Annotated in this window: 18 protein-coding genes, 2 tRNA genes and 1 pseudogene; 8 read left to right on the forward strand and 13 right to left on the reverse strand. The window is 71.7% G+C overall.

Annotation, left to right across the window (positions count from 1 at the left end):
* Positions 1-3: 3 nt before the first annotated feature.
* On the reverse strand, positions 4-1536 hold the full coding sequence (gene folC / locus HFV08_RS15075; protein WP_168539710.1) for a bifunctional tetrahydrofolate synthase/dihydrofolate synthase: 1533 nt from the start codon (positions 1534-1536) through the stop codon (positions 4-6).
* Between the two features lie 251 nt (positions 1537-1787).
* On the reverse strand, positions 1788-4412 hold the full coding sequence (locus tag HFV08_RS15080; protein ID WP_168539716.1) for a valine--tRNA ligase: 2625 nt from the start codon (positions 4410-4412) through the stop codon (positions 1788-1790).
* A 137-nt stretch (positions 4413-4549) separates the two neighbouring features.
* Here HFV08_RS15080 and HFV08_RS15085 point away from each other — a divergent pair, with 137 nt between their 5' ends.
* Both HFV08_RS15085 and HFV08_RS15090 read left to right on the forward strand, forming a co-directional pair.
* The gene (locus HFV08_RS15085) at positions 4550-5578 is read left to right on the forward strand and encodes a hypothetical protein (RefSeq protein WP_168539718.1); all 1029 of its coding nucleotides are present in this window, start codon (positions 4550-4552) and stop codon (positions 5576-5578) included.
* A 142-nt stretch (positions 5579-5720) separates the two neighbouring features.
* Entirely contained in the window at positions 5721-6329 is a 609-nt protein-coding gene (locus HFV08_RS15090) for a Uma2 family endonuclease (RefSeq protein WP_168539720.1), read from the forward strand.
* Positions 6330-6416: 87 nt separating this feature from the next.
* Here the strand turns inward: HFV08_RS15090 and clpX are convergent, their stop codons facing one another.
* The 5 genes from clpX to HFV08_RS15115 all read right to left on the reverse strand — a co-directional run bounded on the left by clpX (position 6417) and on the right by HFV08_RS15115 (position 11474).
* Complete coding sequence (clpX, locus tag HFV08_RS15095; RefSeq protein WP_040253615.1) at positions 6417-7703, reverse strand: ATP-dependent Clp protease ATP-binding subunit ClpX; 1287 nt, start codon at positions 7701-7703, stop codon at positions 6417-6419.
* 156 nt (positions 7704-7859) lie between these two features.
* Positions 7860-8540 (reverse strand): ATP-dependent Clp protease proteolytic subunit, encoded by a 681-nt coding sequence (locus HFV08_RS15100; protein WP_168539722.1) that lies wholly within the window; start codon positions 8538-8540, stop codon positions 7860-7862.
* Between the two features lie 50 nt (positions 8541-8590).
* Positions 8591-9199, reverse strand: coding sequence for an ATP-dependent Clp protease proteolytic subunit (locus tag HFV08_RS15105; RefSeq protein ID WP_168540025.1), 609 nt, complete (start codon positions 9197-9199; stop codon positions 8591-8593).
* 553 nt (positions 9200-9752) lie between these two features.
* Positions 9753-11153, reverse strand: coding sequence for a trigger factor (gene tig / locus HFV08_RS15110; RefSeq protein WP_168539724.1), 1401 nt, complete (start codon positions 11151-11153; stop codon positions 9753-9755).
* A gap of 244 nt (positions 11154-11397) precedes the next feature.
* Positions 11398-11474: transfer RNA gene (locus HFV08_RS15115), tRNA-Pro, on the reverse strand.
* A gap of 239 nt (positions 11475-11713) precedes the next feature.
* On the opposite strand from HFV08_RS15115, the gene HFV08_RS15120 reads away from it, so the two are divergent.
* Positions 11714-11787: transfer RNA gene (locus HFV08_RS15120), tRNA-Gly, on the forward strand.
* A 176-nt stretch (positions 11788-11963) separates the two neighbouring features.
* Here the strand turns inward: HFV08_RS15120 and HFV08_RS15125 are convergent.
* Positions 11964-12158 (reverse strand): hypothetical protein, encoded by a 195-nt coding sequence (locus HFV08_RS15125; RefSeq protein WP_040258196.1) that lies wholly within the window; start codon positions 12156-12158, stop codon positions 11964-11966.
* A 657-nt stretch (positions 12159-12815) separates the two neighbouring features.
* On the opposite strand from HFV08_RS15125, the gene HFV08_RS15130 reads away from it, so the two are divergent.
* On the forward strand, positions 12816-14003 hold the full coding sequence (locus tag HFV08_RS15130; RefSeq protein ID WP_376770636.1) for an acyltransferase family protein: 1188 nt from the start codon (positions 12816-12818) through the stop codon (positions 14001-14003).
* Positions 14004-14052: 49 nt separating this feature from the next.
* Here the strand turns inward: HFV08_RS15130 and HFV08_RS15135 are convergent, their stop codons facing one another.
* Both HFV08_RS15135 and HFV08_RS15140 read right to left on the reverse strand, forming a co-directional pair.
* The gene (locus HFV08_RS15135; RefSeq protein WP_168539726.1) at positions 14053-14535 is read right to left on the reverse strand and encodes an HD domain-containing protein; all 483 of its coding nucleotides are present in this window, start codon (positions 14533-14535) and stop codon (positions 14053-14055) included.
* Between the two features lie 49 nt (positions 14536-14584).
* Positions 14585-15733: a PP2C family protein-serine/threonine phosphatase gene (locus HFV08_RS15140; protein WP_168539728.1), complete on the reverse strand. Its 1149-nt coding sequence runs from the start codon at positions 15731-15733 to the stop codon at positions 14585-14587.
* Positions 15734-15894: 161 nt separating this feature from the next.
* On the opposite strand from HFV08_RS15140, the gene HFV08_RS15145 reads away from it, so the two are divergent.
* Positions 15895-17124, forward strand: a complete 1230-nt coding sequence (locus tag HFV08_RS15145; RefSeq protein ID WP_168539729.1) for a GNAT family N-acetyltransferase — start codon at positions 15895-15897, stop codon at positions 17122-17124.
* Positions 17125-17155: 31 nt separating this feature from the next.
* On the opposite strand, the pseudogene HFV08_RS15150 reads toward HFV08_RS15145, so the two are convergent.
* Together HFV08_RS15150 and HFV08_RS15155 are read right to left on the reverse strand one after the other, a co-directional pair.
* Positions 17156-17956, reverse strand: a pseudogene (locus tag HFV08_RS15150) (Fpg/Nei family DNA glycosylase); the annotation flags it as partial.
* Positions 17957-18126: 170 nt separating this feature from the next.
* The gene (locus tag HFV08_RS15155) at positions 18127-18612 is read right to left on the reverse strand and encodes a ribose-5-phosphate isomerase (protein WP_168539731.1); all 486 of its coding nucleotides are present in this window, start codon (positions 18610-18612) and stop codon (positions 18127-18129) included.
* Positions 18613-18794: 182 nt separating this feature from the next.
* On the opposite strand from HFV08_RS15155, the gene HFV08_RS15160 reads away from it, so the two are divergent.
* Complete coding sequence (locus HFV08_RS15160) at positions 18795-20141, forward strand: FAD-binding oxidoreductase (RefSeq protein ID WP_168539732.1); 1347 nt, start codon at positions 18795-18797, stop codon at positions 20139-20141.
* 121 nt (positions 20142-20262) lie between these two features.
* On the opposite strand, the gene HFV08_RS15165 is transcribed toward HFV08_RS15160, so the two are convergent.
* A complete protein-coding gene (locus HFV08_RS15165; protein ID WP_168539734.1) occupies positions 20263-20859 on the reverse strand; it encodes a biotin transporter BioY in 597 nt (198 codons plus the stop codon).
* A 511-nt stretch (positions 20860-21370) separates the two neighbouring features.
* On the opposite strand from HFV08_RS15165, the gene HFV08_RS15170 reads away from it, so the two are divergent.
* Positions 21371-22816, forward strand: a complete 1446-nt coding sequence (locus tag HFV08_RS15170) for an amino acid permease (RefSeq protein ID WP_168539736.1) — start codon at positions 21371-21373, stop codon at positions 22814-22816.
* 262 nt (positions 22817-23078) lie between these two features.
* A complete protein-coding gene (locus HFV08_RS15175) occupies positions 23079-23726 on the forward strand; it encodes a superoxide dismutase (RefSeq protein WP_168539738.1) in 648 nt (215 codons plus the stop codon).
* Positions 23727-23833 lie beyond the last annotated feature (107 nt).

A 23833-nucleotide genomic window follows, 5' to 3' on the forward strand; every position in this document is an offset into this window, starting at 1 on the left:
GGGTCAGCCCCTCCCCAGGAGCAGTCGGGCCTCGCCGACGGTGATCACGGATCCGGTGACGAGCACCCCGCCGCCCGCGTACTCGCCCTCTTCCTCGGCGAGGGTGATCGCGGCCTCCAGGGCGTCGTCCAGGCGGGGTTCCACCTGGACGCGGTCCTCGCCGAAGACCTCCACGGCGAGGGCGGCCAGCTCGTCCGGGTCCATCGCGCGGTGGCTGGAGTTGCGGGTCACCACGACCTCGGTGAACAGCGGCTCGAAGGCCTCCAGAAGGCCCCGGACGTCCTTGTCGGAGCTGGCCCCGACGACGCCGATCAGCCTGCTGAAGTCGAAGACCTCGGTGATGCCCTCGACCGTGGCCCGCGCGCCCGCCGGGTTGTGCGCGGCGTCCAGCACGACGGTCGGCGAGCGGCGCACCACCTCCAGGCGGCCCGGCGAGGTCACCGAGGCGAAGGCGGTGCGCACCGTCTCCAGGTCGAGCGGGCGGGCGTGCTGCGAGCCGATCCCGAAGAAGGCCTCCACCGCGGCGAGGGCGACCACGGCGTTGTGCGCCTGGTAGGCGCCGTGCAGCGGCAGGAAGACGTCCTCGTACTCGCCGCCGAGTCCGCGCAGGGTGAGCAGCTGGCCGCCGACCGCGGCCTGGCGGCTGGTCACCCCGAACTCCAGGCCCTCGCGGGCGACCGTGGCGTCCACCTCGACGGCCTTCTTCAGGACGACCTGGGCGGCGTCCACCGGCTGCTGGGCGAGGACGACGGTGGCGTCCTGCTTGATGATCCCGGCCTTCTCCACCGCGATCTCGCCGGGCGTGGAGCCGAGCCGGTCGGTGTGGTCCAGGTCGATCGGGGTGAGCACGGCGACCGAGCCGTCGACGACATTGGTCGCGTCCCAGCTGCCGCCCATGCCGACCTCGACCACGGCGACGTCGACCGGCGCGTCCGCGAAGGCCGCGTAGGCCATGCCGGTGAGCACCTCGAAGAAGGAGAGCCGGTACTCCTGCTGGGCGTCGACCATCTCGACGTACGGCTGGATGTCCCGGTAGGTCTCCACGAAGCGCTCGGCGTCGATGGGGGCGCCGTCGAGGCTGATCCGCTCGGTGATCGACTGGACGTGCGGCGAGGTGTACCGGCCGGTGCGCAGCTCGAAGGCGGCGAGCAGCGCCTCGATCATGCGGGCGGTGGAGGTCTTGCCGTTGGTGCCGGTGATGTGGATCGAGGGGTACGCGCGCTGCGGGTCGCCGAGGACGTCCATCAGCGCCGCGATGCGCTGCACGGAGGGCTCCAGCTTGGTCTCGCCCCAGCGCCCCGCCAGCTCGGTCTCGACCTCGCGCAGGGCGCGGTCCACCTCGGGGTCCGCGGGGCGGGCGGGCACCTGGTCGCCCACCGGCGGGCCCGACTGGGTGCGCAGCGTGCGGCTCCCGGCCTCGATCACGGCGAGGTCGGGGTCGCGGTCGGTCTCGGCGGCGATGATCTCCTCGAACTGCTGCGAGGGGTCGTCGCCGTCGTCGTCGCGGGCGTGGTCGTGCGGGGGGAGGTCACTCACGCGGACAGTCTACGGAGGAGCGGTGACACTCCGGGACAGGGCGCCCCCGGCGGGCGGCCCACCGGCGGCGGACGGCGGGGCGGGGTCGGCCCGGCACCGTCCGCGGGGGTCGGAGCGGCACCATCCGCGGGCCCGGCCCGGCACCACGCGGGGGCCGGACCCGGCGCCACGCGCGCATCCGACCCGCCAACGCACAGGGGCCGGGCCCGGCACCTCCGCGGTGTCGGGTCCGGCCCCGGGCGGGACGGTGCTCAGGCCGCGGGGAGCCGCTCCAGCTGGGCGGTCAGGCGGGCGATGTCCTCGTCCGCCTTGCCGAGCCGGGTGCGGATCTTCTCGACCACGTGGTCCGGCGCCTTGGCGAGGAAGGCCTCGTTGCCGAGCTTGGCGTTCGCCTGCTGCTTCTCCTTCTCGGCGGCGGCCAGGTCCTTGGCGAGGCGCTTGCGCTCCGCGGCCACGTCGATGGCGCCGGAGAGGTCGAGCGCCACCTGGGCCCCGGCGACCGGCAGCGTCGCGGTCGCCGCGAAGCTCTCGCCCTCGGGCTGGAGCCGGAGCAGCTGGCGGATGGCGGGCTCGTGCGGGGCGAGCGGGGTCCCGTCGAGCACCAGGCGGGCCGGGACCCGCTGGCCCGGCTGCAGCCCCTGGTCGGCGCGGAACCGGCGGACCTCGGTGATCACCTCCTGGAGGGTCCCGATCTCCCGCTCGGCGCCCGCGTCACGGAAGCCGGAGTCGGCGGGCCAGTCCGCGACCACCACCGACTCACCACCCGTGAGAGTGGTCCACAGCGTCTCGGTGACGAAGGGGACGATCGGGTGCAGCAGCCGCAGGGTGACGTCGAGCACCTCGCCGAGGACGCGCCGCGAGACCCGGGCCGCCTCGCCGTCCGCCTGGAAGGTGGTCTTGGACAGCTCGACGTACCAGTCGAAGACCTCGTCCCAGGCGAAGTGGTAGAGGGCGTCGGAGACCTTGGCGAACTGGAAGTCCTCGTAGTACGCGTCCACCTCGGCGACGGTCTTGTTCAGCCGGGACAGGATCCAGCGGTCGGTGGCGGACAGCTCCGCAGGCTGGGGCAGCGGGCCCTCGACGGTGGCGCCGTTCATCAGGGCGAAGCGGGTCGCGTTCCAGATCTTGTTGGCGAAGTTGCGGGAGGCCTGGACCCAGTCCTCGCCGATCGGGACGTCCGCGCCCGGATTGGCGCCGCGGGCCAGGGTGAAGCGCACGGCGTCGGAGCCGTAGGCGTCCATCCAGTCCAGCGGGTCGACCGCGTTCGGGTTCGACTTGGACATCTTCTTGCCGAACTCGTCGCGGACCAGACCGGTCAGCGCGATGGTGCGGAAGGGCACCTCGCCGTCCATCGCGTACAGGCCGAACATCATCATCCGGGCGACCCAGAAGAAGATGATGTCGTGCCCGGTGAGCAGGACGTCGGTCGGATAGAACTTCTCCAGATCCGGGGTCCGCTCCGGCCAGCCCAGGGTGGAGAAGGGCCACAGGCCCGAGGAGAACCAGGTGTCGAGGACGTCCTCGTCCTGCGTCCAGCCCTCGCCGCTCGGCGCCTTGTCGTCCGGGCCGAGGCAGACCACCTCGCCGTCGGGGCCGTACCAGACCGGGATGCGGTGGCCCCACCACAACTGCCGTGAGATGCACCAGTCGTTGAGGTTGTCGACCCAGTCGAAGTACCGCTTCTCCATCTCCTTGGGGTGGATGGCGACCCGGTCCTCGCGGACGGCGTCGCCCGCGGCCTTCGCCAGCGTCTCCACCTTGACCCACCACTGGAGCGAGAGCCGGGGCTCGACGGTGGTCTTGCAGCGCGAGCAGTGCCCGACGGAGTGGACGTACGGGCGCTTCTCGGCGACGACCCTGCCCTGCTCGCGCAGCGCGGCCACGATCGCCGAGCGGGCCTCGAAGCGGTCGAGTCCCTCGAAGGGGCCGTGCGCGGTGATGACGCCGCGCTCGTCCATGATGGTCAGCGACTCCAGGCCGTGGCGCTGGCCGATGGCGAAGTCGTTCGGGTCGTGGGCGGGCGTCACCTTGACGGCGCCGGTGCCGAACTCCGGGTCGACATGGGCGTCCGCGACCACCGGGATCGTACGGTCCGTCAGCGGCAGCTTGATCCGCTTGCCGATGAGCCGGGCGTAGCGCGCGTCGTCGGGGTGGACGGCGACCGCGGTGTCCCCGAGCATCGTCTCGACCCGGGTGGTCGCGACGACCAGGCTGTCCTCGCCCTCGCCGTACTTGAGCGAGACCAGTTCGCCGTCGTCGTCCTGGTAGTCGACCTCGATGTCGCTGATCGCGGTCAGGCAGCGCGGGCACCAGTTGATGATGCGCTCGGCGCGGTAGATCAGCTCGTCGTCGTAGAGCTTCTTGAAGATCGTCTGGACCGCGCGGGACAGGCCCTCGTCCATGGTGAAGCGCTCGCGCGACCAGTCGACGCCGTCGCCCAGCCTGCGCATCTGGCCGAGGATCCGGCCGCCGTACTCCTCCTTCCACTGCCAGACCCGCGCGGTGAACTCCGCGCGGCCCAGGTCGTGGCGGGACTTGCCCTCCTCGGCGAGCTGCTGCTCGACCTTGTTCTGGGTGGCGATACCGGCGTGGTCCATGCCCGGCAGCCACAGCGCCTCGTAGCCCTGCATCCGCTTGCGGCGGGTGAGGGCGTCCATCAGCGTGTGCTGGAAGGCGTGCCCCAGGTGCAGGCTGCCCGTGACGTTCGGCGGCGGGATGACGATGGTGTACGGGGGCTTCTCGCTCTTGGCGTCGGCGGTGAAGTACCCCCGCTCCACCCAGCGCTCGTACAGCTCCCCCTCTACCTCGGCCGGGGCGTACTGCGTCGGCAGGTCGGTGGTGGGCGCTGGCGTCTGCTGCTGAGTGTTCTCGGTCACGGGTTCAGTTTAGAGGGGTCACGAACCAGGTTTGAAACGGGAATCTTTGGTGTGCGTCCGCCTCCCGCCTGTCCCGCTGTTGGAGCCGTGAGCGAGGATGAGCGCAACGCACGCGCAGCACCTGGAGGGGGAACCCGATGAGCTACAACCAGCCCGGCCCGTACGGCGGGCAGCCGCAGCAGCCCGGACCGTACGGTCAGGGCGGAGGGCAACCTCCCCAGCAGCCCGGCCCCTACGGCGGCCAGCAGGGGCCCTACGGCCAGCCGCCCCAGCAGCCCCAGCAGCAGCCCGGGTACGGCTACCCGCAGCAGCCGCCCCAGCAGGCCGGCGGCTACGGCTACCCCCAGCAGCCCCCGCCCCCGCAGCAGGGCTACGGCTACCCCCAGCAGCCCCAGGGCTTCCCGCAGCAGCAGCCCTACGGCCAGCCGAACACGTACGTGCCGGGCCCGCAGCAGGGCGGCGGCGGCGGGAAGAAGACCGGCCTGATCATCGGCGCCGTCGCGGTGGTGGCGGCGATCGCGGTGGGTGCGTACTTCGTCCTCGGGGGTTCGGACGGCGGCGGGGGGCTCGAGGACGACGGGCCGCACATCCTCACCGCGCCGGAGAGCATCATGGACGGCTACAAGCGCTACGGACCGGAGCCCAAGCCGGAAGAGGCCAATTCGAGCGAGGCCGGCAAGTTGGCGAGCGGTGGCGTGACCGACGCCAAGGGGCTGTCCACGATCTACACGACGATCTCGATCACTCCGGGGGAGACCCCCGAGCCCTCCGAGATCGCGGCTTCGAAGGCCGTCACGTACTCAGGTCTCTACGGCAAGGTCAAGGACCCTGAGTCCGCCCTCGACCAAGCCATCGCCGGTATGAAGAAGGCAGTCGAGGACGGCAACGAGAGCGGCAGTTCCAGCCCGAGCGGCTCGAAGGACATGAAGTTCGTGGGCGAACCCGAGTCCGTGGAACCGAGCAACCTCGAAGGCGCGATCATGAAGTGCCAGAAGGGAGAGGCGAAGGACGCCACGGGCCAGTCCGACACGCAGTACCTCTGCTTCTGGGCCGACTACAGCACGATCGGCATGGGGATCCCTGCCGCCGGGGGCAAGGGAGTCGGCCTCGAAGACTCCGCTCGGATAACCGCCGACCTCCGCAAGGAAGTCCGCGTCAAGAAGTAGCGACGACCCGAACGACCAAGGGGCGCCCGGCACTTCACCGGGCGCCCCTTCGCGCATCCACCTCCCCCGTCACTCCGCGCATATGGCCGATCACCGCACATAGGCTCGTGTCCACTGGTCCATTGCGCGAGGGAGACGCATCATGAGCTTGATGCTTGAGCGACCGACTACAGACGGCACTGCCCCCTCCGGCTTCGAAGCGCTGTGCGCAGCGCTCGACGAACTGGACGTGCCGGACGGCTTCAAAGCCGAGGTCATCAGGGGGAACATCGTCATGTCGCCATGGTCGAAGGGCTTCTACGCCCGAGTGATGGACCTGGTGTGCGACCGCCTACGCGACCACCTGCCCGTACGTCACGTCATCAGCGCGATGCCCTTCCTCTACGTCTTCCCCTCCGTGGAACGCGCCTTCGGCCCGGACATCCACGTGGCCGACGCGCGCAGCCGGGAGACCACCGGCACCCGTCTCGACGGGGAAGCGCTGTCCCTCGTCGCGGAGCTGAGTTCGCCTTCCACGCGCGAGGACGACCTCACGGACAAGGTGGAGAGCTACGGCAGGGCCGGTGTCCCCGTCTACCTCCTCCTCGACATGCAGGAGCAGAGCGCGATCGTCCACTGGACGCCGACGGCCAAGGGCTATGCCTCTCATCTGGCCGTGCCCTTCGGCGAGAAGCTCTGGATTCCCGCGCCCTTCGACTGCGCGCTGGACACCTCGGGTTTCGAACCCCCGGTGGAGGACAAACGAGGCTGAGCGCAGACACGAAGAAGGGGCGCCCGGTGGATCACCGGGCGCCCCTCATGCGTAGAACCGACTGACGGGAGGTCGACTCCCCCGCTCTCAGGCCGACTTCTGCTCCCCGTTCCCCCTCCCCCGGGCGTCCCGGGGGATCAGGGTCGGGTTGACGTTGGAGCGGACGACCTCGGCGGTGATGACGACGCGGGCGACGTCCTTGCGGGACGGGACCTCGTACATGACCGCCTGGAGGACCTCCTCCATGATGGCGCGCAGGCCGCGGGCTCCGGTCTGGCGGAGGATGGCCTGGTCGGCGATGGCCTCCAGGGCCTCGCGCTCGAAGTCCAGTTCCACGCCGTCGAGTTCGAAGAGGCGCTGGTACTGCTTGACCAGGGCGTTGCGCGGCTCGATGAGGATCTGGAGCAGGGCCTCGCGGTCGAGGTTGTGGACCGAGGTGATGACCGGCAGGCGGCCGATGAACTCGGGGATCATCCCGAACTTCACCAGGTCCTCGGGCATGACGTCCTCGAACTGGTCCTTGGACTCGATCTCCCGCTTGGAGCGGATGGTGGCGCCGAAGCCGATGCCCTTGGCGCCCGCCCGGGACTCGATGATCTTCTCCAGGCCCGCGAAGGCGCCGCCCACGATGAACAGCACGTTCGTCGTGTCGATCTGGATGAACTCCTGGTGCGGGTGCTTGCGTCCGCCCTGCGGGGGCACCGAGGCGGTGGTGCCCTCCAGGATCTTCAGCAGGGCCTGCTGGACACCCTCGCCGCTGACATCGCGGGTGATCGAGGGGTTCTCGCTCTTGCGGGCCACCTTGTCGATCTCGTCGATGTAGATGATGCCCGTCTCGGCCTTCTTGACGTCGTAGTCGGCGGCCTGGATGAGCTTCAGGAGGATGTTCTCGACGTCCTCGCCGACATAGCCCGCCTCGGTCAGCGCGGTGGCGTCCGCGATGGCGAAGGGGACGTTGAGCATCCGGGCGAGGGTCTGCGCGAGCAGCGTCTTGCCGGAGCCGGTGGGGCCGAGCAGCAGGATGTTCGACTTCGCCAGCTCGATGGCGTCCTCGCGGCCCTGCCCGCCGCCGTTCTCGCCTGCCTGCACCCGCTTGTAGTGGTTGTAGACGGCGACCGAGAGCGCCTTCTTCGCGGGCTCCTGCCCGACGACGTAGCTCTCCAGGAACTCGTAGATCTCACGGGGCTTGGGAAGCTCTTCCCAGCGCACCTCGCTCGTCTCGGCGAGCTCCTCCTCGATGATTTCGTTGCAGAGGTCGATGCACTCGTCGCAGATGTACACACCGGGGCCTGCGATGAGCTTCTTGACCTGCTTCTGACTCTTTCCGCAGAAAGAGCACTTGAGCAGGTCGCCGCCGTCACCGATGCGTGCCACGAGGTGAATCCCCTTCGCCTGCCAGACGCCTGCTTCAGCGGCTCCTGGTGCCTCTATCCGACGGTACCCTGCCGGACCCGGTGTTCGGGTCCCCCTTGGCGCGGTTCACTTGTGCGTGGACCGCGCCAAGGGTGCGGGCGCTGTTCCCGCGACGTCTCAGACGACCGTGGAGTTGTTCATCTTCCGGGTGGAGATGATCTGGTCGACCAGGCCGTAGGACAGGGCGTCCTCGGCCGTGAGGATCTTGTCGCGCTCGATGTCCTCGCGGATCTGCTCGATCGGCGTGGTCGAGTGCTTGGCCAGCAGCTCTTCCAGCTGTGAGCGCATCCGGAGGATCTCGTTCGCCGCGATCTCGAGGTCGGAGACCTGACCGCGACCCGTCTCACTGTAGGGCTGGTGGATGAGAACCCGCGCATTGGGCAGGGCCATGCGCTTGCCGGGGGTGCCCGCGGCGAGCAGGATCGCGGCGGCGGAGGCGGCCTGGCCCATGCAGACGGTCTGGACGTCCGGCTTCACGAACTGCATCGTGTCGTAGATGGCGGTGAGCGCCGTGAAGGAGCCGCCGGGGCTGTTGATGTAGACCGAGATGTCGCGGTCCGGGTCCATCGACTCCAGGCAGAGCAGCTGCGCCATGACGTCGTTGGCGGAGGCGTCGTCGATCTGCACACCGAGGAAGATCACCCGCTCCTCGAAGAGCTTCGCGTACGGGTCGTACTCGCGCACGCCCTGCGAGGTGCGCTCGACGAAGCGCGGGATGACGTAGCGGGACTCGGCGCGCGGCCCGGTGTACTCGGCCTGCGCGCGGTCGTAGAGGCCGCTGCCGGGGAAGTCGTTCACTTCTGTCTCCTGAAAATGAGCTGAGGCGGTCGGCTGGAGGCTGTCGGGGCTCAGGCCGCCCCGGTGCCACCGCCGCCCGGCATACCGGCAGCCGTGGGCATGATGTCGTCGATGAGGCCGTACTCCTTGGCCTCCTCCGGGTCGAACCAGCGGTCGCGGTCGGAGTCGCGGGTGATCTGCTCGACGCTCTGACCGGTGTGGTGCGAGGTCAGCTCGGCCATCCGCTTCTTGGTGTGCAGCAGCCGCTCGGCGTGGATCTTGATGTCCGAGGCCGAGCCGGCGAGGCCGGCGGAGGGCTGGTGGATGAGGATCTCGGCGTTCGGCAGGGCGAAGCGCTTGCCCGGGGTGCCCGCGCTGAGCAGGAACTGCCCCATCGAGGCGGCCATGCCCATGGCGATGGTGACCACGTCGTTCTTGATGTACTGCATCGTGTCGTAGATCGCCATGCCCGCGGTGATCGATCCGCCCGGGCTGTTGATGTAGAGGAAGATGTCCTTGTCCGGGTCGGCGGCAAGGAGCAGCAGCTGTGCGGTGATCTTATTGGCGATGTCGTCGTCGACCGGCTGGCCGAGGAAGATGATCCGCTCGTTGAGCAGCCGGTTGTAGACCTGGTCGCCGAGGCCACCACCGATGGAAGGCTCGCCGGCGGCGGAGGGCATCAGATTCGTCACGTATCCACCTGCTCGTCTTACGACGGCGCCGGGCCGTCTCACGTCTTCTGCTGGGGCGTGGGGCCCCGCGTCCTCACCGCCGTCCGGCGGCGCCTGGGGACTCCCCTGCCCTCGTAGTCATGGACCCTAACGCGCAGGCAGGCGGGTGCACTCCCGCACCGGGGACTGTTCGCTGTGAGCGCAGGTGCACCAGGGGCCACGCAGGGGCCGCCGGGATCGGACGGCGGCGCGGCGGGGCGGGGCGCGACGGGGCCGCAGGCGGCCGCGGAGCGCGAGAAGCGGCGCGGGGGCGCAAGGGGCGGTGCCGCGGCGCGAGGACGGCGCTGAGGGCTCCGCGGGGCGGCGGGGCGGATCCGGTGGGGCGGGACCCCTCACGGGCGCCGGGACGGCAGCCCGGGCGCCGGGAGAGAGCCGGGCGCCCGGAGAGGGCCGGGCACAAGCCGAGGGGCCCCGGACGCGCACGACGGCGTCCGGGGCCCCTCGGCCGCGCACCCGTGCGGGCGCGCGGCGGCTCTGCGGAGAGCCGGGAGGGCGACGGGGCTCAGGCCTCGTTCTTCTCCTCGGCGGGCTTCTCCTCGGCCGAGCCCTCGGCGGCGGCCTCGGCGGTCTCGCCCGCCTCGGTCTCCTCCTCGTCGTCGCTCAGGTCGACGACCTCGCCGTTGGTGTCCTTGACGGTCGCGGCCTCGACCACGGCGGCCAGGGCCTTTCCGCGGGCGACCTCGCCGACGAGCATCGGCACCTGGTTGCCCTCGACGACCGCCTGCGCGAACTGGTCGGGGGACATGCCGGAGGAGGCGGCGCGGCGCATGAGGTGCTCGGTGAGCTCCTCCTGGCTGACGTTCAGCTTCTCCCGGTTGACCAGCTCGTCCAGGACGAACTGGGTCTTGATGCCCTTGACCGCGGCGTCCTTGGTCTCGGTCTCGAACTCCTCGGCGCTCTTGCCCTGGATCTCGAGGTACTTCTCCAGGTCCAGGCCCATCTGACCGAGCTGGTGGTGCTCCAGGTTGTGCTTGCGGGTGTTGATCTCGTCCTCGAGCAGCTTCTCGGGGACGGGCACCTCGACCAGTTCGAGCAGCTTCTCCAGGACGCGCTCCTGGGCCTGCGTGGCCTGGTCGTACTGCTTCATGTTCTCCAGCCGGGAGCGGCTGTCGGCGCGCAGCTCCTCCAGGGTGTCGAACTCGGAGGCGAGCTGGGCGAAGTCGTCGTCCAGCTCGGGCAGTTCGCGCTTGGCGACCTGGGTGACCTTGACGGTGACCTCGGCCTCCTTGCCGGCCGCCGAGCCGCCGGTGAGCTCGGAGGTGAAGGTGGCCTCGCCACCGGCCTCCACGCCCTTGACGGCGTCGTCGATGCCGGCGAGCAGCTCACCGGAGCCGATGGTGTAGGAGACGCCGTCGGCCACCCCGTCCGGGAGGACCTCGCCGTCGACCTTGGCCTGCAGGTCGAGGGTCAGAACGTCCCCGTCCTCGGCGGCGCGCTCGACCGGGCTGGTGGAGGCGAAGCGCTCGCGCAGCTCCTCGACCGCCTTGTCGACGTCCTCCTCGCTGACCTCGATCGGGTCGACCTCGACCTCGATGCCGGAGTAGTCCGGGATCTCGATGGTCGGGCGGACGTCCACCTCGGCGGTGAAGTTGAGCGTCTCGTTGTCCTTCAGCTCGGTGATGTCCACCTCGGGCTGGCCCAGGACGTTGAGCTCGGCCTCGTTGACGGCCTCGGTGTAGAACTTCGGGAGGGCGTCGTTGACCGCCTCCTCAAGAACCGCTCCGCGGCCGAACCGCTGGTCGATGACGCGCGCCGGAATCTTGCCCTTCCGGAAACCCTTCACCGTGACCTGCTGGTTGATCTTCTTGTACGCCGCGTCGAGGCTGTCCTTGAGCTCCTCGAAGGGCACCTCGACAGTGAGCCGAACCCGAGTCGGGTTCAGGTTCTCCACGGCGCTCTTCACGGTTCGGTCTCCTTGTGGCTGACTTCTTGGATTCTGCTGAGCCGGAGAGCTGCAGCGGATCGCCCCCTCGAACGTCCCGGATCCGTCCCCCTCGGGGCGTGGACGCAGGCACACGGGCGCGCAGCTTGCATAGTAACCGCAGGCGGGACACGCCCCAAAAGAAGAGCCCGGGGACCTCTCCCCGGGCGCTCCCGGCCGGGGAGGCGACAAGTGAGCGGGACCGCTCGCGCGCGCTCCCGTGAGGTGGTCGGGGTGGCGGGATTTGAACCCACGGCCTTCCGCTCCCAAAGCGGACGCGCTACCAAGCTGCGCCACACCCCGTGCTGGTGCGACACGTAGGGTACATGCCCGCGAGCACGGGGGACTTCCCGATTTCACGGCTCCGCCGCCTGGCGCGATGAAGCCGGTACGGGAGGCGGCACCGGACCGGTGCGGACGGGCCGGGCCGCCGCCGGAAGCGGCCGGGAGGGGCCCGCGGCGGAAGGGGTGTGCGGCGGGCGCCCGCGAGACGCTACGATGCTTCCCGTGCCGCGCGGTCACTGACCTGCGGTGCGAGGTGTGCGGGCGTAGCTCAATGGTAGAGCCCTAGTCTTCCAAACTAGCTACGCGGGTTCGATTCCCGTCGCCCGCTCCAGACGGCTCAGGGCCGGGACATGAGGACTGCTCCTCGCGTCCCGGCCCTGAGGCGTTTCGCCGGGTGCTTCCCGGGCGCTTCCGCCGGGCGGTCCGCGTGGGTGTCCTCGCCCGCGGGCCGGGGCAGTTGGGCGCCCGGGCGGACCGGAGGGTCCGGGGACCCTCCCGCCCGCGGCCTCAGAACTGTATGTCGCTGATGGTGTCGGCGATCGAGTTGAGGAAGTCGTTGATGTCCGGCGCCACGTCGGTCGAGGCCAGGAAGAAGCCGAAGAGCACCGCGACGACGGCCGGGCCCGGCTTTATCGATCCCCCGCGCAACAGCACCACCAGGATGATCGCCAGCATCAGCACCACTGACAGCGAAATGGCCACGTCGATCACACACCCTCGGTCGGTCCGCACTCCCCGGCCGGGGCACGTGCACACAACCCGCACACCCCCGCCAGAACCATCGTGCCACCAACGGGCCCGCCCCATGCCTTGAGTGACGGATCGTCGGCGGACCGGAGCCGGGGACGGCGTCCGCGGGCGGCTCCCCACGGCCCGACCACCCGCCCGTACGGGGGAATTGGCGGACCCGCGGCCACGTAATTGCGCGTGATCGTTTCCGGTGCCATCCAGTTGCCGCGCGGCGGCCGTCCCGCGCCGCTGACCAAATGGCGGACGGCTATTGCGAATTGGCGGGTCAGACGCGCCGGAGGCCGGTCCTCCGGCGCGAGACGGGGCGCCAACCCGCACCAACCGGTCATATCTCCGGTATCACCCTCGGACGCTATGCGCCGCTATGGGGATCGATGTCGGATGTGCCGGTCACGACGGACATAGCATTCCGGGGGCTGGCTATTGGGCTGCCCCGCCGCGTACTTGAGGCAATTCCGGGTAATCGCAGTCACCTATGGATTCGGTGTCGATGGTTTTACGAAGACGACCTCGCGAGGCTAGGGTTCCTCAGATGTTCCACGCTGCCACGATCTCTGAAAGCGCGGTGGGTCCCCTGTTCGTCCCGAGGTGTGAGTGGCGGGAGGGTCTGTGACCAGTTCACTGCGACCGCAGGACCATGAGGGCGGGACGCGCGCGGGCGGGATGCCGCTGCCCCCGGCCGTGGAGACCGCCGATCCCCCGGCGGCCGGGACCCCGCCGAAGGAGGCCGCTCCGGCCGCCGGGAAACGGGCGAAGGCCTCGCCGGGGCGCGACCCCTTCTTCGACAACGCGAAGTACCTGGCGATCCTCTTCGTAGCCATGGGGCACTCCTGGGAGCCGCTGACCGACCACAGCCGGGCCGCCGAAGCGCTGTACATGGTCGTGTACACCTTCCACATGCCCGCGTTCATCGTGATCTCGGGCTACTTCTCGCGCAGCTTCGACATGCGCCCGGACCGGCTCAAGCGGCTGATCACCGGGGTCGCGGTGCCCTATGTGCTCTTCGAGGTGGCGTACACCTTCTTCAAGCGCTGGGCCGACGACGATCCGCAGCAGCCGATCTCGCTGCTCGACCCCTGGTATCTGACCTGGTTCCTGGCGGCGCTCTTCGTCTGGCGGATGAGCACCCCGCTGTGGAAGGTGGTGCGCTGGCCGCTGCCGCTGGCGCTGGCCGTCGCGGTGCTCGCCTCCGTCTCGCCGGACATCGGCGACGACCTCGACCTCCAGCGGGTGCTCCAGTTCCTGCCGTTCTTCGTCGCGGGGCTGCTGATGAAGCCGGAGCACTTCCGGCAGCTGCGCGGGCGCAAGCTGCGGCTGCTCTCCCTGCCGGTGCTCGCCTGCGGCGCGGCCGTCGCCTACTGGGCGGCCCCGCGGATGAACTCGGCCTGGTTCTACCACCGCGACAGCGCGCAGGAGCTGGGCGCCCCCTGGTGGGCGGGCGCGGTGATGACCCTCGCCCTGTTCGGCTGCTCCGCGGTGCTGACCGCCTGCTTCCTGGTGTGGGTGCCGCGCCGCCACATGTGGTTCACGGTCCTCGGCGCGGGCACGCTCTACGGCTACCTGCTGCACGGCTTCCTGGCCAAGGGCTCGCGCTTCTGGGGCTGGTTCGACACCTACGCGTGGCTGAAGGAGCCGTACGGCGAGGTCTTCGTGACCCTGGTCGCCGCGGTCGTGGTCACCGCGCTGTGCACCCCGCCCGTGCAGCGCGCCTTCAAGTTCGCCATGGAACCCAAGATGAACTGGGCCTTCGCGAAGGACCCGGCGGAGCAGGCCCGCCGCCGCAGCGCCACCCGCTGACCACCCCGCGGCACCCCCCGCCGGCTCCCCCGCGGCGCGCCGCCCCGGCTCACCGGCCGGGTGCGGCGAGCCCGAGCAGCGTCCGCATCCGCGCGTACTTGGCCCGCAGCCGCTCCCGGGTGGCCGGGTCGAGTACGGCGAGGCGGTCCGGGTCGGCGTTGTGCGCGAGGTCCGCCTCCTTGACCAGGAGCGCGCCGGGGGTGGCGAGGATCCGCCGGGCGTACGCCTCGGGTTCCTCGCCCGCCCGCCGGGTCAGGGCGCGCACGATCTCCTTGGTACGGGTGCCGAGCGCCGCCTCCTCCAGCCACCGCCAGGTCAGGCGGTCGTCCTCGACGGCGTCGTGCAGCCAGGCCGCGGCGATCTGTTCGGGGTCGCCGCCCCGGGCGCGCACCCCTTCGGCCACCGCGCGCAGATGCTCGCGGTAGGGCCGCCCCGCCTTGTCGGTCTGCCCCTCGTGGGCGGCCAGGGCCAGCGCCTCCACCTCGGCGAGGCCGAGCCGTCCGCCGCTGCCGGCCTCTCTCGTACGGTCCATCGGCCCGTCCCTCCGCTCCCCCGTACCGGGTATACGACAGGCGCCCGGCTCAGGCGTCCCGGCAGAGCAGGAGCAGCGCGCGGTCGTCCTTCACATCCTTGGCGACGGCCTCGATGAGGTGCCAGGCGGCGCCGTGGAAACCGCCGACGACATAGCGGTCGGCCTCGCCGGTGAGGCGGCCGATGCCCTCGGAGATGTCCTGCTCGGAGGTCTCCACCAGCCCGTCGGTGAAGAGCATCAGGACGTCGCCGGGGCGCAGGCTGCCCTTGACCGGGTCGAACTGGGCGCCGCCGTAGACGCCGAGCAGCGGGCCCTGGCCGGAGATCTCCTCCCACCGGCCGGTGCCCGCGCTCAGTTGCAGGGCGGGCGGGTGGCCCGCGGAGAAGAGTTCGTAGTCGCCGCTCTCCAGGTCGAGCACCAGGTGGACGGAGGTGGCGAAGCCCTCGTCCCAGTCCTGGCGGAGCAGATAGGCGTTGGCGGCGGGCAGGAAGGCGTGCGGGGGCAGCGAGCCGAGCAGTCCGCCGAAGGCGCCGGAGAGCAGCAGGGAGCGGGAGGCGGCGTCCATGCCCTTGCCGGAGACGTCGGTGAGCACGACCTCCAGGGTGCGTCCGCCGTGCGTACGGGCCGCGACCACGAAGTCGCCGGAGAAGGACTGGCCGCCCGCGGGCCGCAGCGCCATCTCGCGGTGCCAGCCGCGCGGCAGTCCCGGCAGCTTGCTCTGCACCCGGATGCGCTCGCGCAGGTCGAAGAGCATGGTGCCGCCGCGCCGCCAGGGCACCCCGACCCGGGTGCGGAACTGGGCGAGCAGCAGCCCGAAGAGGCCGCAGGCCGCGACGACCAGGACCACTCCGGGGGTGACCCGGCCGGGGCCCTCCTCGTAGGGGCCGAGCCGCAGGGACTCCACGATCAGGGCGGCCGCGGCGGCGGCGTAGAGGGCGAGCAGGCTCGCGGGGCGCAGCAGCAGTCCGCCGGCGACGATCGGCAGGACCAGGGTGGCCGGGGCGCACCAGACGGCGTCCATCAAGGTCAGGGCGCAGATGACGGGGACGGTGGCGAAGAGTCCGGCGAGCGCGATCCAGTCGGAGCCGTCGCCGCGGAAGTAGTCGACACCGGATCTGCGCAGCGTGATGCGGGCCCGGTGCACACGTTTCTTGATCCGGTGCCCTGCCGTGTCGGCTTCCGCTCGTCGTACTGCCATCGCCCGTGGACCATATCCAGCAAGGGCCCTGCCGCGCACGGGTGGGCGGATATCTCCTCCCCCGGAGCGGGAAGCGGCCCGGAGGCGGGCGGAAGGAAAGACTCCGGTTTCGGGTGGAAAACGCCTCGCCCCGCGGCGGGCGCACTGGTAACGATGTGCGTATGAGCATCGATCTGCGTGTGCTGCGCGAGGCCGACTTCGACAGCTGGTACGCCCTTCTCGACCGAGCCTTCGGCGGGGTCCCCGAGCCCGCCGAGGAACGCGCCCTGTGGAAGGGCCTCATCGAGTACGAGCGCTCCCTCGCCGCCTGGGACGAGAAGGAGATCGTCGGCTCGGCCGGCGCCTTCTCCTTCCGGATGACGGTCCCCGGCGGCGCCCGGGTGCCGACCGCCGGGGTCACCATGGTCAGCGTGGCCGCCACCCACCGGCGGCGCGGGGTGCTGCGGTCGATGATGCGCCGCCAGCTCGACGACATCCGGGCGCTCGGCGAACCGCTGGCCGCCCTGGTCGCCTCCGAGCCGGACATCTACGGCCGCTTCGGCTACGGCTCGGCGGGCCGGGCGCTCGCCGCCGAGATCGACACCGCCCGGGTACGGCTGCGGATGCCGCCGGGCGCGGACGAGCCCCGGCTGAGCTTCGCCGATCCCCGGACCTCGCTGACGCGCTGCGAGGACCTGTACTCCCGGCTGGTCGGCGGCCGCCCGGGGCTCCTCTCGCGCGCCCCCGGCTGGGAGGAGCTCGGCCTGCTCGACCCGGAGAGCGAGCGCGGGGGCGCCTCGCCGCTGCAGTGCGTACTGGCCGAGCGGGAGGGCGAACTCGCGGGCTACGCGCGGTACTCGGTGAAACCGGAGTGGGACGCGGCGGGCCCCAAGGGCGTCGTCCGGCTGCGGTCCCTGGAGGCGCTGGACCCGGCGGCGCACGCGGCGCTGTGGCGGTTCCTCTTCGACCTCGACCTGACCTCGACGCTCTCCGTGCACAGCCGCCCGCTGGACGACCCCCTCACGCACCTGGTCTCCGACCCCCGGCGCTGCGGGCTGCGGACCAGGGACGTGCTGTACCTGCGGATCGTCGACCTCCCGGCGGCGCTCGCCGCGCGTACGTACCAGGTGCCCCTGGACACGGTCCTGGAGGTCGAGGACGCGTTCTGCCCCTGGAACACCGGCCGCTGGCGGCTGCGCGGGGACTCCGGCGGCGCGGTCTGCGAGCGCACCGAGGACGAGCCCCGACTCGCCCTCACGGCACGGGAGTTGGGCGCCGCCTACCTGGGCGAGGGCCCGCTCACCGCGCTGGCCGCGGCCGGCCTGGTGCGCGAGCTGGTGCCGGGTTCCCTGGCGCCGGTGTCGCTCGCCTTCGGCTCGCAGACGGCGCCTTGGCTGCCGCACGGCTTCTGACCCCGGCGGCGGTGGCGGCCCCGGTCGCGGGCTGGCAGCGCGGGCACCAGAAGAGGTTGCGGGCGGCGAGCGGGGCGGTGCGCACCTCGGTGCCGCAGATGTGGCAGGGCTGGTTCGCCCGGCGGTAGACGTAGACCTCGCCGCCGTGGTCGTCGACGCGCGGCGGGCGCCCCATGGCCTCCGGCAGGTGCTCGGGGCGCACGGTGTCTATCCGGTTGTTGCGCACGCCCTCGCGCATCAGCTCCACCAGGTCGTCCCAGAGTGCCCGCCACTCCTCCGGGCCGAGGTCGCGGCCCGGCCGGTACGGGTCGATGCCGTGCCGGAAGAGCACCTCGGCGCGGTAGACGTTGCCGACGCCCGCGACCACCTTCTGGTCCATCAGCAGGGCGGCCAGGGTGGTGCGGCTGCGGGAGATGCGGCGGTAGGCGGCGGCCGGGTCGTCGCCGGGGCGCAGCGGATCGGGGCCGAGCCGCTCGTGCACGGCCCGCTTCTCGTCCTCGGTGATCAGCGCGCAGGTGGCCGGGCCGCGCAGGTCCACATAGGAACCGCCGCCCGCCAGGCGCAGCCGTACGGTGTCGGCGGGCGGCGGGGCGGGCAGCGCGCCGAAGGCGACCTTGCCGAACAGGCCCAGGTGGATGTGGACATGGCCGGCGCCGCCGAAGTGCAGGAAGAGGTGCTTGCCGTGTGCCTCGGCGCCGGTGAACTCGCGGCCGTCGAGCAGCGCGGCGCTCTGGGCGAAGGTGCCCTGCGGGCTTGTCACGCGCAGCTCGCGGCCCTGGAAGCGGGCGTTGTGGTCCTCGGCGAGCCGGTGGATCGTGTGCCCCTCGGGCACGGTCCCTCCCCTGGTCGGTCAGGCCCGCGAACCCTGCGGAGCCGGGCCTGCGCGGGCCTGTGGTGGATCACTCCCGCGGGCTGCCGGTGCAGCGGCCCCTGGTGCGTCGGGCCCGCCGAGCCTCCCCGGGAGCGGGCCCCGGCCCTGCGGCGGGCCGGGGCGTGGCGGGTTCAGCCCTGCGGGTGGTGGGCCGGGACGGGCGGCAGTTCGCCGGTGGTCTCGTAGCCGGAGAGCATGTCGATGCGGCGGATGTGCCGCTCGTCGCCGGAGAAGGGCGTCGTCAGGAAGATCTCGACGAAGCGGGTGGCCTCCTCGGTGCTGTGCATCCGGGCGCCGACGGCGACGACGTTGGCGTCGTTGTGCTCCCGGCCGAGCGCGGCGGTCTGCTCGCTCCAGGCGAGCGCGGCCCGTACGCCCTTGACCTTGTTCGCGGCGATCTGCTCGCCGTTGCCGGAGCCGCCGATGACGATGCCGAGGGAGTCCGCGTCCTTCGCCGCGCCTTCGGCGGCGCGCAGGCAGAACGGCGGATAGTCGTCCTGGGCGTCGTAGAGGTGGGGCCCGCAGTCGACGGGCTCGTGGCCGTTGGCCTTCAGCCATTCGACCAGGTGGTTCTTGAGTTCGTAGCCGGCATGATCCGAGCCGAGGTACACGCGCATGGCCCCGAGTCTGACACGGACCGCCCCGCCGCCCGGACCCGGCCCGGAAAACCTGACGGCACCTGTCAGGTAATGCTGGCAGCGTCGGGGACGTCCGAGGCCTTCGGACGCGGACGGAGCCGGGGCGGCCCGCGGTGGGCGCCGCCGTCTCCGCCCGGTGGCAGCAGGGAAAGGGCACAGCCATGCACGCGACGGATTCCTCGTTCGAGGGTCGGGTACTCACCCCCGGGGACCCGGAGTACGCGCCGGAGGTGGCGGGCTTCCAGACCGGGTTCGCGCTGCGCCCGGCCCGGGTGTGGGCGGCGCGCTCGGCCCGCGAGGTGGCCGAGGCGGTCGGGTACGCGGCCGAGGAGGGCCTGCCGCTCGGCGTGCAGGCGACGGGGCACGGGCTGCCGGACGCCGCCGAGGGCGGGGTGCTGGTCAGCACCCGGCGGATGGACGCGGTGCGGATCGACCCCGGGGCGCGTACCGCGGTGATCGGGGCGGGCGCCCGCTGGGGCCAGGTCGTCGAGGCGGCGGCGCCCCACGGACTCGCCCCGCTCAACGGCTCCTCGCCGGGGGTGGGCGCCGTCTCGTACACGCTCGGCGGCGGACTGGGCATCCTGGCACGGGAGTTCGGCTACGCGGCGGACCGGGTGCGGCGTCTGGAGGTGGTCACCGCGGACGGGCGGATCCGCGAGGTGACGGCCGGGAGCGAGCCGGAGCTGTTCTGGGCGCTGCGCGGCGGCGGGCACGGACTCGGCGTGGTCACCGAGCTGGAGATCGGCCTGGTCCCGGTGGCCCGGCTGTACGGCGGCGCCCTCACCTTCGACGCCTCGGCGGTCGATCCGGCGCGGATCCTCGCGGCGTACGAGGCCTGGACGCGGACCGTGCCGGAGAACCTGACCTCCTCGCTGGCCGCCGTCCCCTACCCGGACCTCCCGGCGCTGCCCCCGCGGCTGCGCGGCGCCTATCTGATCTCCCTGCGGGTGGCCTTCACCGGCGGCGCCGAGGAGGGTGAGCGCCTGGTGGCCCCGCTGCGCCGGATCGGGCCCGCGGTCACCGACACCCTGCGCGAGATGCCCTACACGGAGAGCCCGAGCATCCACAACGACCCGGCGAGCCCGCACGCCTACTACGGGGACAGCGCGGTGCTGAGCGAGCTGGACGTGCGGGCGGCGGCCGAACTGCTCGCCGCGACCGGCCCCGCGGCGCCGATGATGTGCGTGGTCCAGCTCAACCACCTGGGCGGGGCGCTGGGCCGGGAGCCCGAGCCGCCCAACGCGGTGCCGCACCGGGAGGGCCGCTTCCTGGTACGGGTGCTCGCGGTGCTCGACGGCACCGACCGGGCCGCGGCCCGCGCCCACTTCGCCGGGGCGCTCGCCCCGCTGGCCCCGGTGACCACCGGCCGCTTCCTCGGCTTCGCCTTCGGCGGCGGCGACCGCGGCGAGGGCCTCTACCCGGCGGCGACCCGGGAGCGCCTGGCCGCCCTGAAGAGGACGTACGACCCGGGGAACCTCTTCGGCGGCCCTCACGGGGGACAGGGCTGAGCCCCCACCCGGAGGGGCGGGGGCTCGCGGGTCCTGCGTCCGGTCCCGGCCGGGGGCTCCCGGTTCCGGCCGGGTCCCGGTGTGGCTGCCGGCGGTGTCCGGTGGTTCCCGGCCGGTGGTCTCAGCGCTCGCCGAGCAGCTTCCAGGCGCCCGGGAGGAGGCCCATCGCCAGGGCGGCCTTGAGGGCGTCGCCGAGCAGGAAGGGGGTGAGCCCGGCGGCGACCGCCTCGCTCAGGCCCATGCCGGTGGCGAGGGCGAGGTAGGGCACGCCCACCGCGTAGATGACGGCGGAGCCGAGCACCATGGTGCCGGCGGTCCGGGGCACCGAGCGGTCGCCGCCGCGGCGGGCCAGCGCCCCGGTCAGGGTGGCGGCGAGCAGCATGCCGAGGACGTAGCCGAAGGAGGGGGCCGAGGCGCCGGAGGAGCCCTCGGCGAACCAGGGCACGCCCGCCATGCCGACCAGGGTGTAGAGGACGAGCGAGAGCAGCCCGCGCCGGGCGCCGAGGGCGGTGCCGACGAGCAGCGCGGCGAAGGTCTGCCCGGTCACCGGGACCGGTGAGCCCGGCACCGGCACGGAGATCTGGGCGGCGAGCCCGGTCAGCGCCGCGCCGGAGACGACGAGCACCAGGTCGCGGACGCGCGCCCGGGCCCGGGAGGAGGCGGGCAGCAGGTCCGCGAGGACGGCGCCCGGACGGGCGGGGGAGGCAGCGAGGCTCATCGGGACTCCGCGGGGAGAAGGGTGGGGACCGGGCCGGAGGGCGGTGCCCGGGGGACAGCGCGACGCTATCCCAGCGGCCCTCGGCGCCTCACCGTCAGCCGCCGACAAAGGGGCTCGGCGGGGATTGGTGGGTACTACACAAAAATCGGGGCCACACCTGCCGGGCCCGTGAGGCGCGTCACGCGGGGGCGGGGCGCCGGGTGCGGCCGCTCCGTACGGCGGCACCGGGGCGGCACCCTGCGCGTTCGCCGGAAGCGGCCGCCCGGACCGTCGCGGGGAGCGGCCGGGAGGCCCGGAAAACCGTCCATCCGGAATGCTCGGGGCACCCTGCCGAAGGGTCCAATTCAGCAGGTCACATGAGAGGTCGTTCACAACACCGGCAAGTAAACGGACCATCACGATCCGAGGTCGATGAGTCCGCATCGCGGGCGATCACTTGGCCCTGTCCCGTGCGGTGCCCACACTGTGAGTCCTTTCCCCGGCGTCTCACGTTATGGACAGTCGCTCCCCCATGTCCCGGACTTCTCCTGGTGCCGAGTCGGTCACGACCGACGCCACCCCCCACAGCGAACCGCCCGCATCCGCGCAGCCCGCCCTCTCGCACGGGCTCAAACAGCGCCATCTGTCGATGATCGCCCTCGGCGGTGTCATCGGTGCCGGACTCTTCGTCGGCTCCGGGGCGGGCATCGCCTCCGCCGGGCCCTCGATCGTGCTCGCCTTCGCCGCCTCCGGCCTGCTCGTCACGCTGGTCATGCGGATGCTGGGCGAGATGTCCGCCGCCAACCCGGCCTCCGGCTCCTTCTCGGTACACGCCGAACGCGCCATCGGCCCCTGGGCGGGCTTCACCGCGGGCTGGATGTACTGGGCCCTGCTCTGCGTCGGCATCGCGGTCGAGGCGATCGGCGCCGCCGACATCATGACCAGCTGGCTCCCGGACACCCCCGGCTGGATGTGGGTGGCCGTCTTCATGGCCCTGTTCTGCGGCACCAACCTGGCCGCGGTGAGCAACTTCGGCGAGTACGAGTTCTGGTTCGCCCTGCTCAAGGTGGTGGCGATCACCGCCTTCCTGGTGCTCGGCCTGCTCGCCATCGCGGGCCTGCTGCCCGGCACCGACGCCCCCGGCACCTCGCACCTCACCGGCGACGGCGGCTTCCTGCCCAACGGCAGCGACGGGCTGATCACCGGACTGCTCGCCTCCGTCTTCGCCTACGGCGGCCTGGAGACGGTGACCATCGCGGCGGCCGAGTCCGAGGACCCGCGCCGCGGCGTCGCCAAGGCCGTACGCACCGCCGTGTGGCGGATCGCGGTCTTCTACGTCGGCTCGATGCTGGTGATCGTCACCCTGATCGACTGGCAGGACAAGGCGCTGCTCACCGGTCCCTACGCGGCCGTCCTGGACGAGATCGGCATCGGCAACGCGGGCGAGGTCATGAAGGTGATCGTGCTCGCGGCCCTGCTCTCCGCGATGAACGCCAACATCTACGGCGCCTCGCGGATGTCGTACTCGCTGATCGCGCGCGGCGAGGGGCCGCGCTTCCTCGGCAAGCTCACCGGCGGCGTCCCGCGCCGCGCGGTGGTCGCCTCCTCGGTCTTCGGCTTCTTCGCGGTGCTGCTGAAGTTCTGGTGGGAGGACACCGTCTTCACCTGGCTGCTGAACATGGTCGGCGCCGCCACCCTCGTCGTCTGGGGCTTCATCGCCGTCTCCCAGCTGATCAGCCGGCGCCGCCTGGAGCGGGAGAGCCCGGACAAGCTGCTGGTACGGATGTGGCTCTTCCCGGCGCTCACCTGGGTGGCGCTCGCGGGCATCCTCGCGGTGCTGCTGCTGATGCTCCGCGAGGACGACACCCGCACCCAGCTCTGGTTCACCGGCGGCCTCGCGCTCGCCCTCGCGGGCGCCGGCTATCTGCGGCAGCGGCTCGCCGCCGAGCGCAGGGCGGCTGCCACGGCCGGGGAGTGAGGCGTAGGGCCACGGGCCCGGCGCCCGCTCAGCCCAGTCCGCCGCGAGGAAATCGGGTCTCCCGTCCGGGAGGCCCGATTTCCCGTTTCCCGGCGCTTTCCCAGGGGCTCCCGGGCCGCCGGGACCAAGCCGAGCCTTACCACCGAAAGGGTCAACGCCCTTGTCGGGCAAGGGTTCCGCGGGTGTGCCCCGACCCGTCGGCGGGCACTGTTGTTGCTATGGTGCACTTGCAAGGAGCTTGCAATAAGCCGAGGGGACCGTCATGGCTTTGTACACGCTTCCGGAACTGCCCTATGACTACGCGGCACTCGCGCCCGTCATCAGTCCGGAGATCATCGAGCTGCACCACGACAAGCACCACGCCGCCTACGTCAAGGGCGCCAACGACACCGTGGAGCAGCTCGACGAGGCCCGCGACAAGGAGCAGTGGGGCGCGATCAACGGGCTCCAGAAGAACCTCGCCTTCCATCTGAGCGGGCACATCCTGCACTCGATCTACTGGCAGAACATGACCGGCGACGGCGGCGGCGAGCCGCTGGCCGCCGACGGGGTGGGCGAGCTGGCGGACGCGATCACCGAGTCCTTCGGCTCCTTCGCCGGCTTCAAGGCGCAGCTGACCAAGGCCGCGGCGACCACCCAGGGCTCCGGCTGGGGCGTCCTCGCCTTCGAGCCGGTGACCGGCCGCCTGATCGTCGAGCAGGTCTACGACCACCAGGGCAACATCGGCCAGGGCTCCACCCCGATCCTGGTCTTCGACGCCTGGGAGCACGCCTTCTACCTCCAGTACAAGAACCAGAAGGTCGACTTCATCGAGGCCATGTGGAAGGTCGTCAACTGGCAGGACGTGGCCCGGCGCCACGCCTCCGCCAAGCAGCAGACCGACCGCCTCCTGCTCACCCCCGGGAAGTGAGCGCGGGCCGGTCCCGGTGACCGGCCCCGCTCCCCCGGGTGACCCGACGCCCTGCTCGTGATCGTCTTCTCAGCCTTCACGGGGCAGGCGGAAGAAAGGAGAGCCCC

The sequence above is a fragment of the Streptomyces physcomitrii genome, from assembly GCF_012273655.1.
GTDB classification, from domain to species: domain Bacteria; phylum Actinomycetota; class Actinomycetes; order Streptomycetales; family Streptomycetaceae; genus Streptomyces; species Streptomyces physcomitrii.

What these genes read in the sequence shown, in the direction of transcription:
- HFV08_RS15085 (WP_168539718.1), top strand. Translation starts at nt 4,550, where the DNA reads ATGAGCTACAACCAGCCCGGCCCGTACGGCGGGCAGCCGCAGCAGCCC.
- HFV08_RS15090 (WP_168539720.1), top strand. Translation starts at nt 5,721, where the DNA reads ATGAGCTTGATGCTTGAGCGACCGACTACAGACGGCACTGCCCCCTCC.
- HFV08_RS15105 (WP_168540025.1), bottom strand. Translation starts at nt 9,199, where the DNA reads ATGCCCTCCGCCGCCGGCGAGCCTTCCATCGGTGGTGGCCTCGGCGAC.
- HFV08_RS15135 (WP_168539726.1), bottom strand. Translation starts at nt 14,535, where the DNA reads ATGGACCGTACGAGAGAGGCCGGCAGCGGCGGACGGCTCGGCCTCGCC.
- HFV08_RS15140 (WP_168539728.1), bottom strand. Translation starts at nt 15,733, where the DNA reads ATGGCAGTACGACGAGCGGAAGCCGACACGGCAGGGCACCGGATCAAG.
- HFV08_RS15145 (WP_168539729.1), top strand. Translation starts at nt 15,895, where the DNA reads ATGAGCATCGATCTGCGTGTGCTGCGCGAGGCCGACTTCGACAGCTGG.
- HFV08_RS15155 (WP_168539731.1), bottom strand. Translation starts at nt 18,612, where the DNA reads ATGCGCGTGTACCTCGGCTCGGATCATGCCGGCTACGAACTCAAGAAC.
- HFV08_RS15160 (WP_168539732.1), top strand. Translation starts at nt 18,795, where the DNA reads ATGCACGCGACGGATTCCTCGTTCGAGGGTCGGGTACTCACCCCCGGG.
- HFV08_RS15165 (WP_168539734.1), bottom strand. Translation starts at nt 20,859, where the DNA reads ATGAGCCTCGCTGCCTCCCCCGCCCGTCCGGGCGCCGTCCTCGCGGAC.
- HFV08_RS15170 (WP_168539736.1), top strand. Translation starts at nt 21,371, where the DNA reads ATGTCCCGGACTTCTCCTGGTGCCGAGTCGGTCACGACCGACGCCACC.
- HFV08_RS15175 (WP_168539738.1), top strand. Translation starts at nt 23,079, where the DNA reads ATGGCTTTGTACACGCTTCCGGAACTGCCCTATGACTACGCGGCACTC.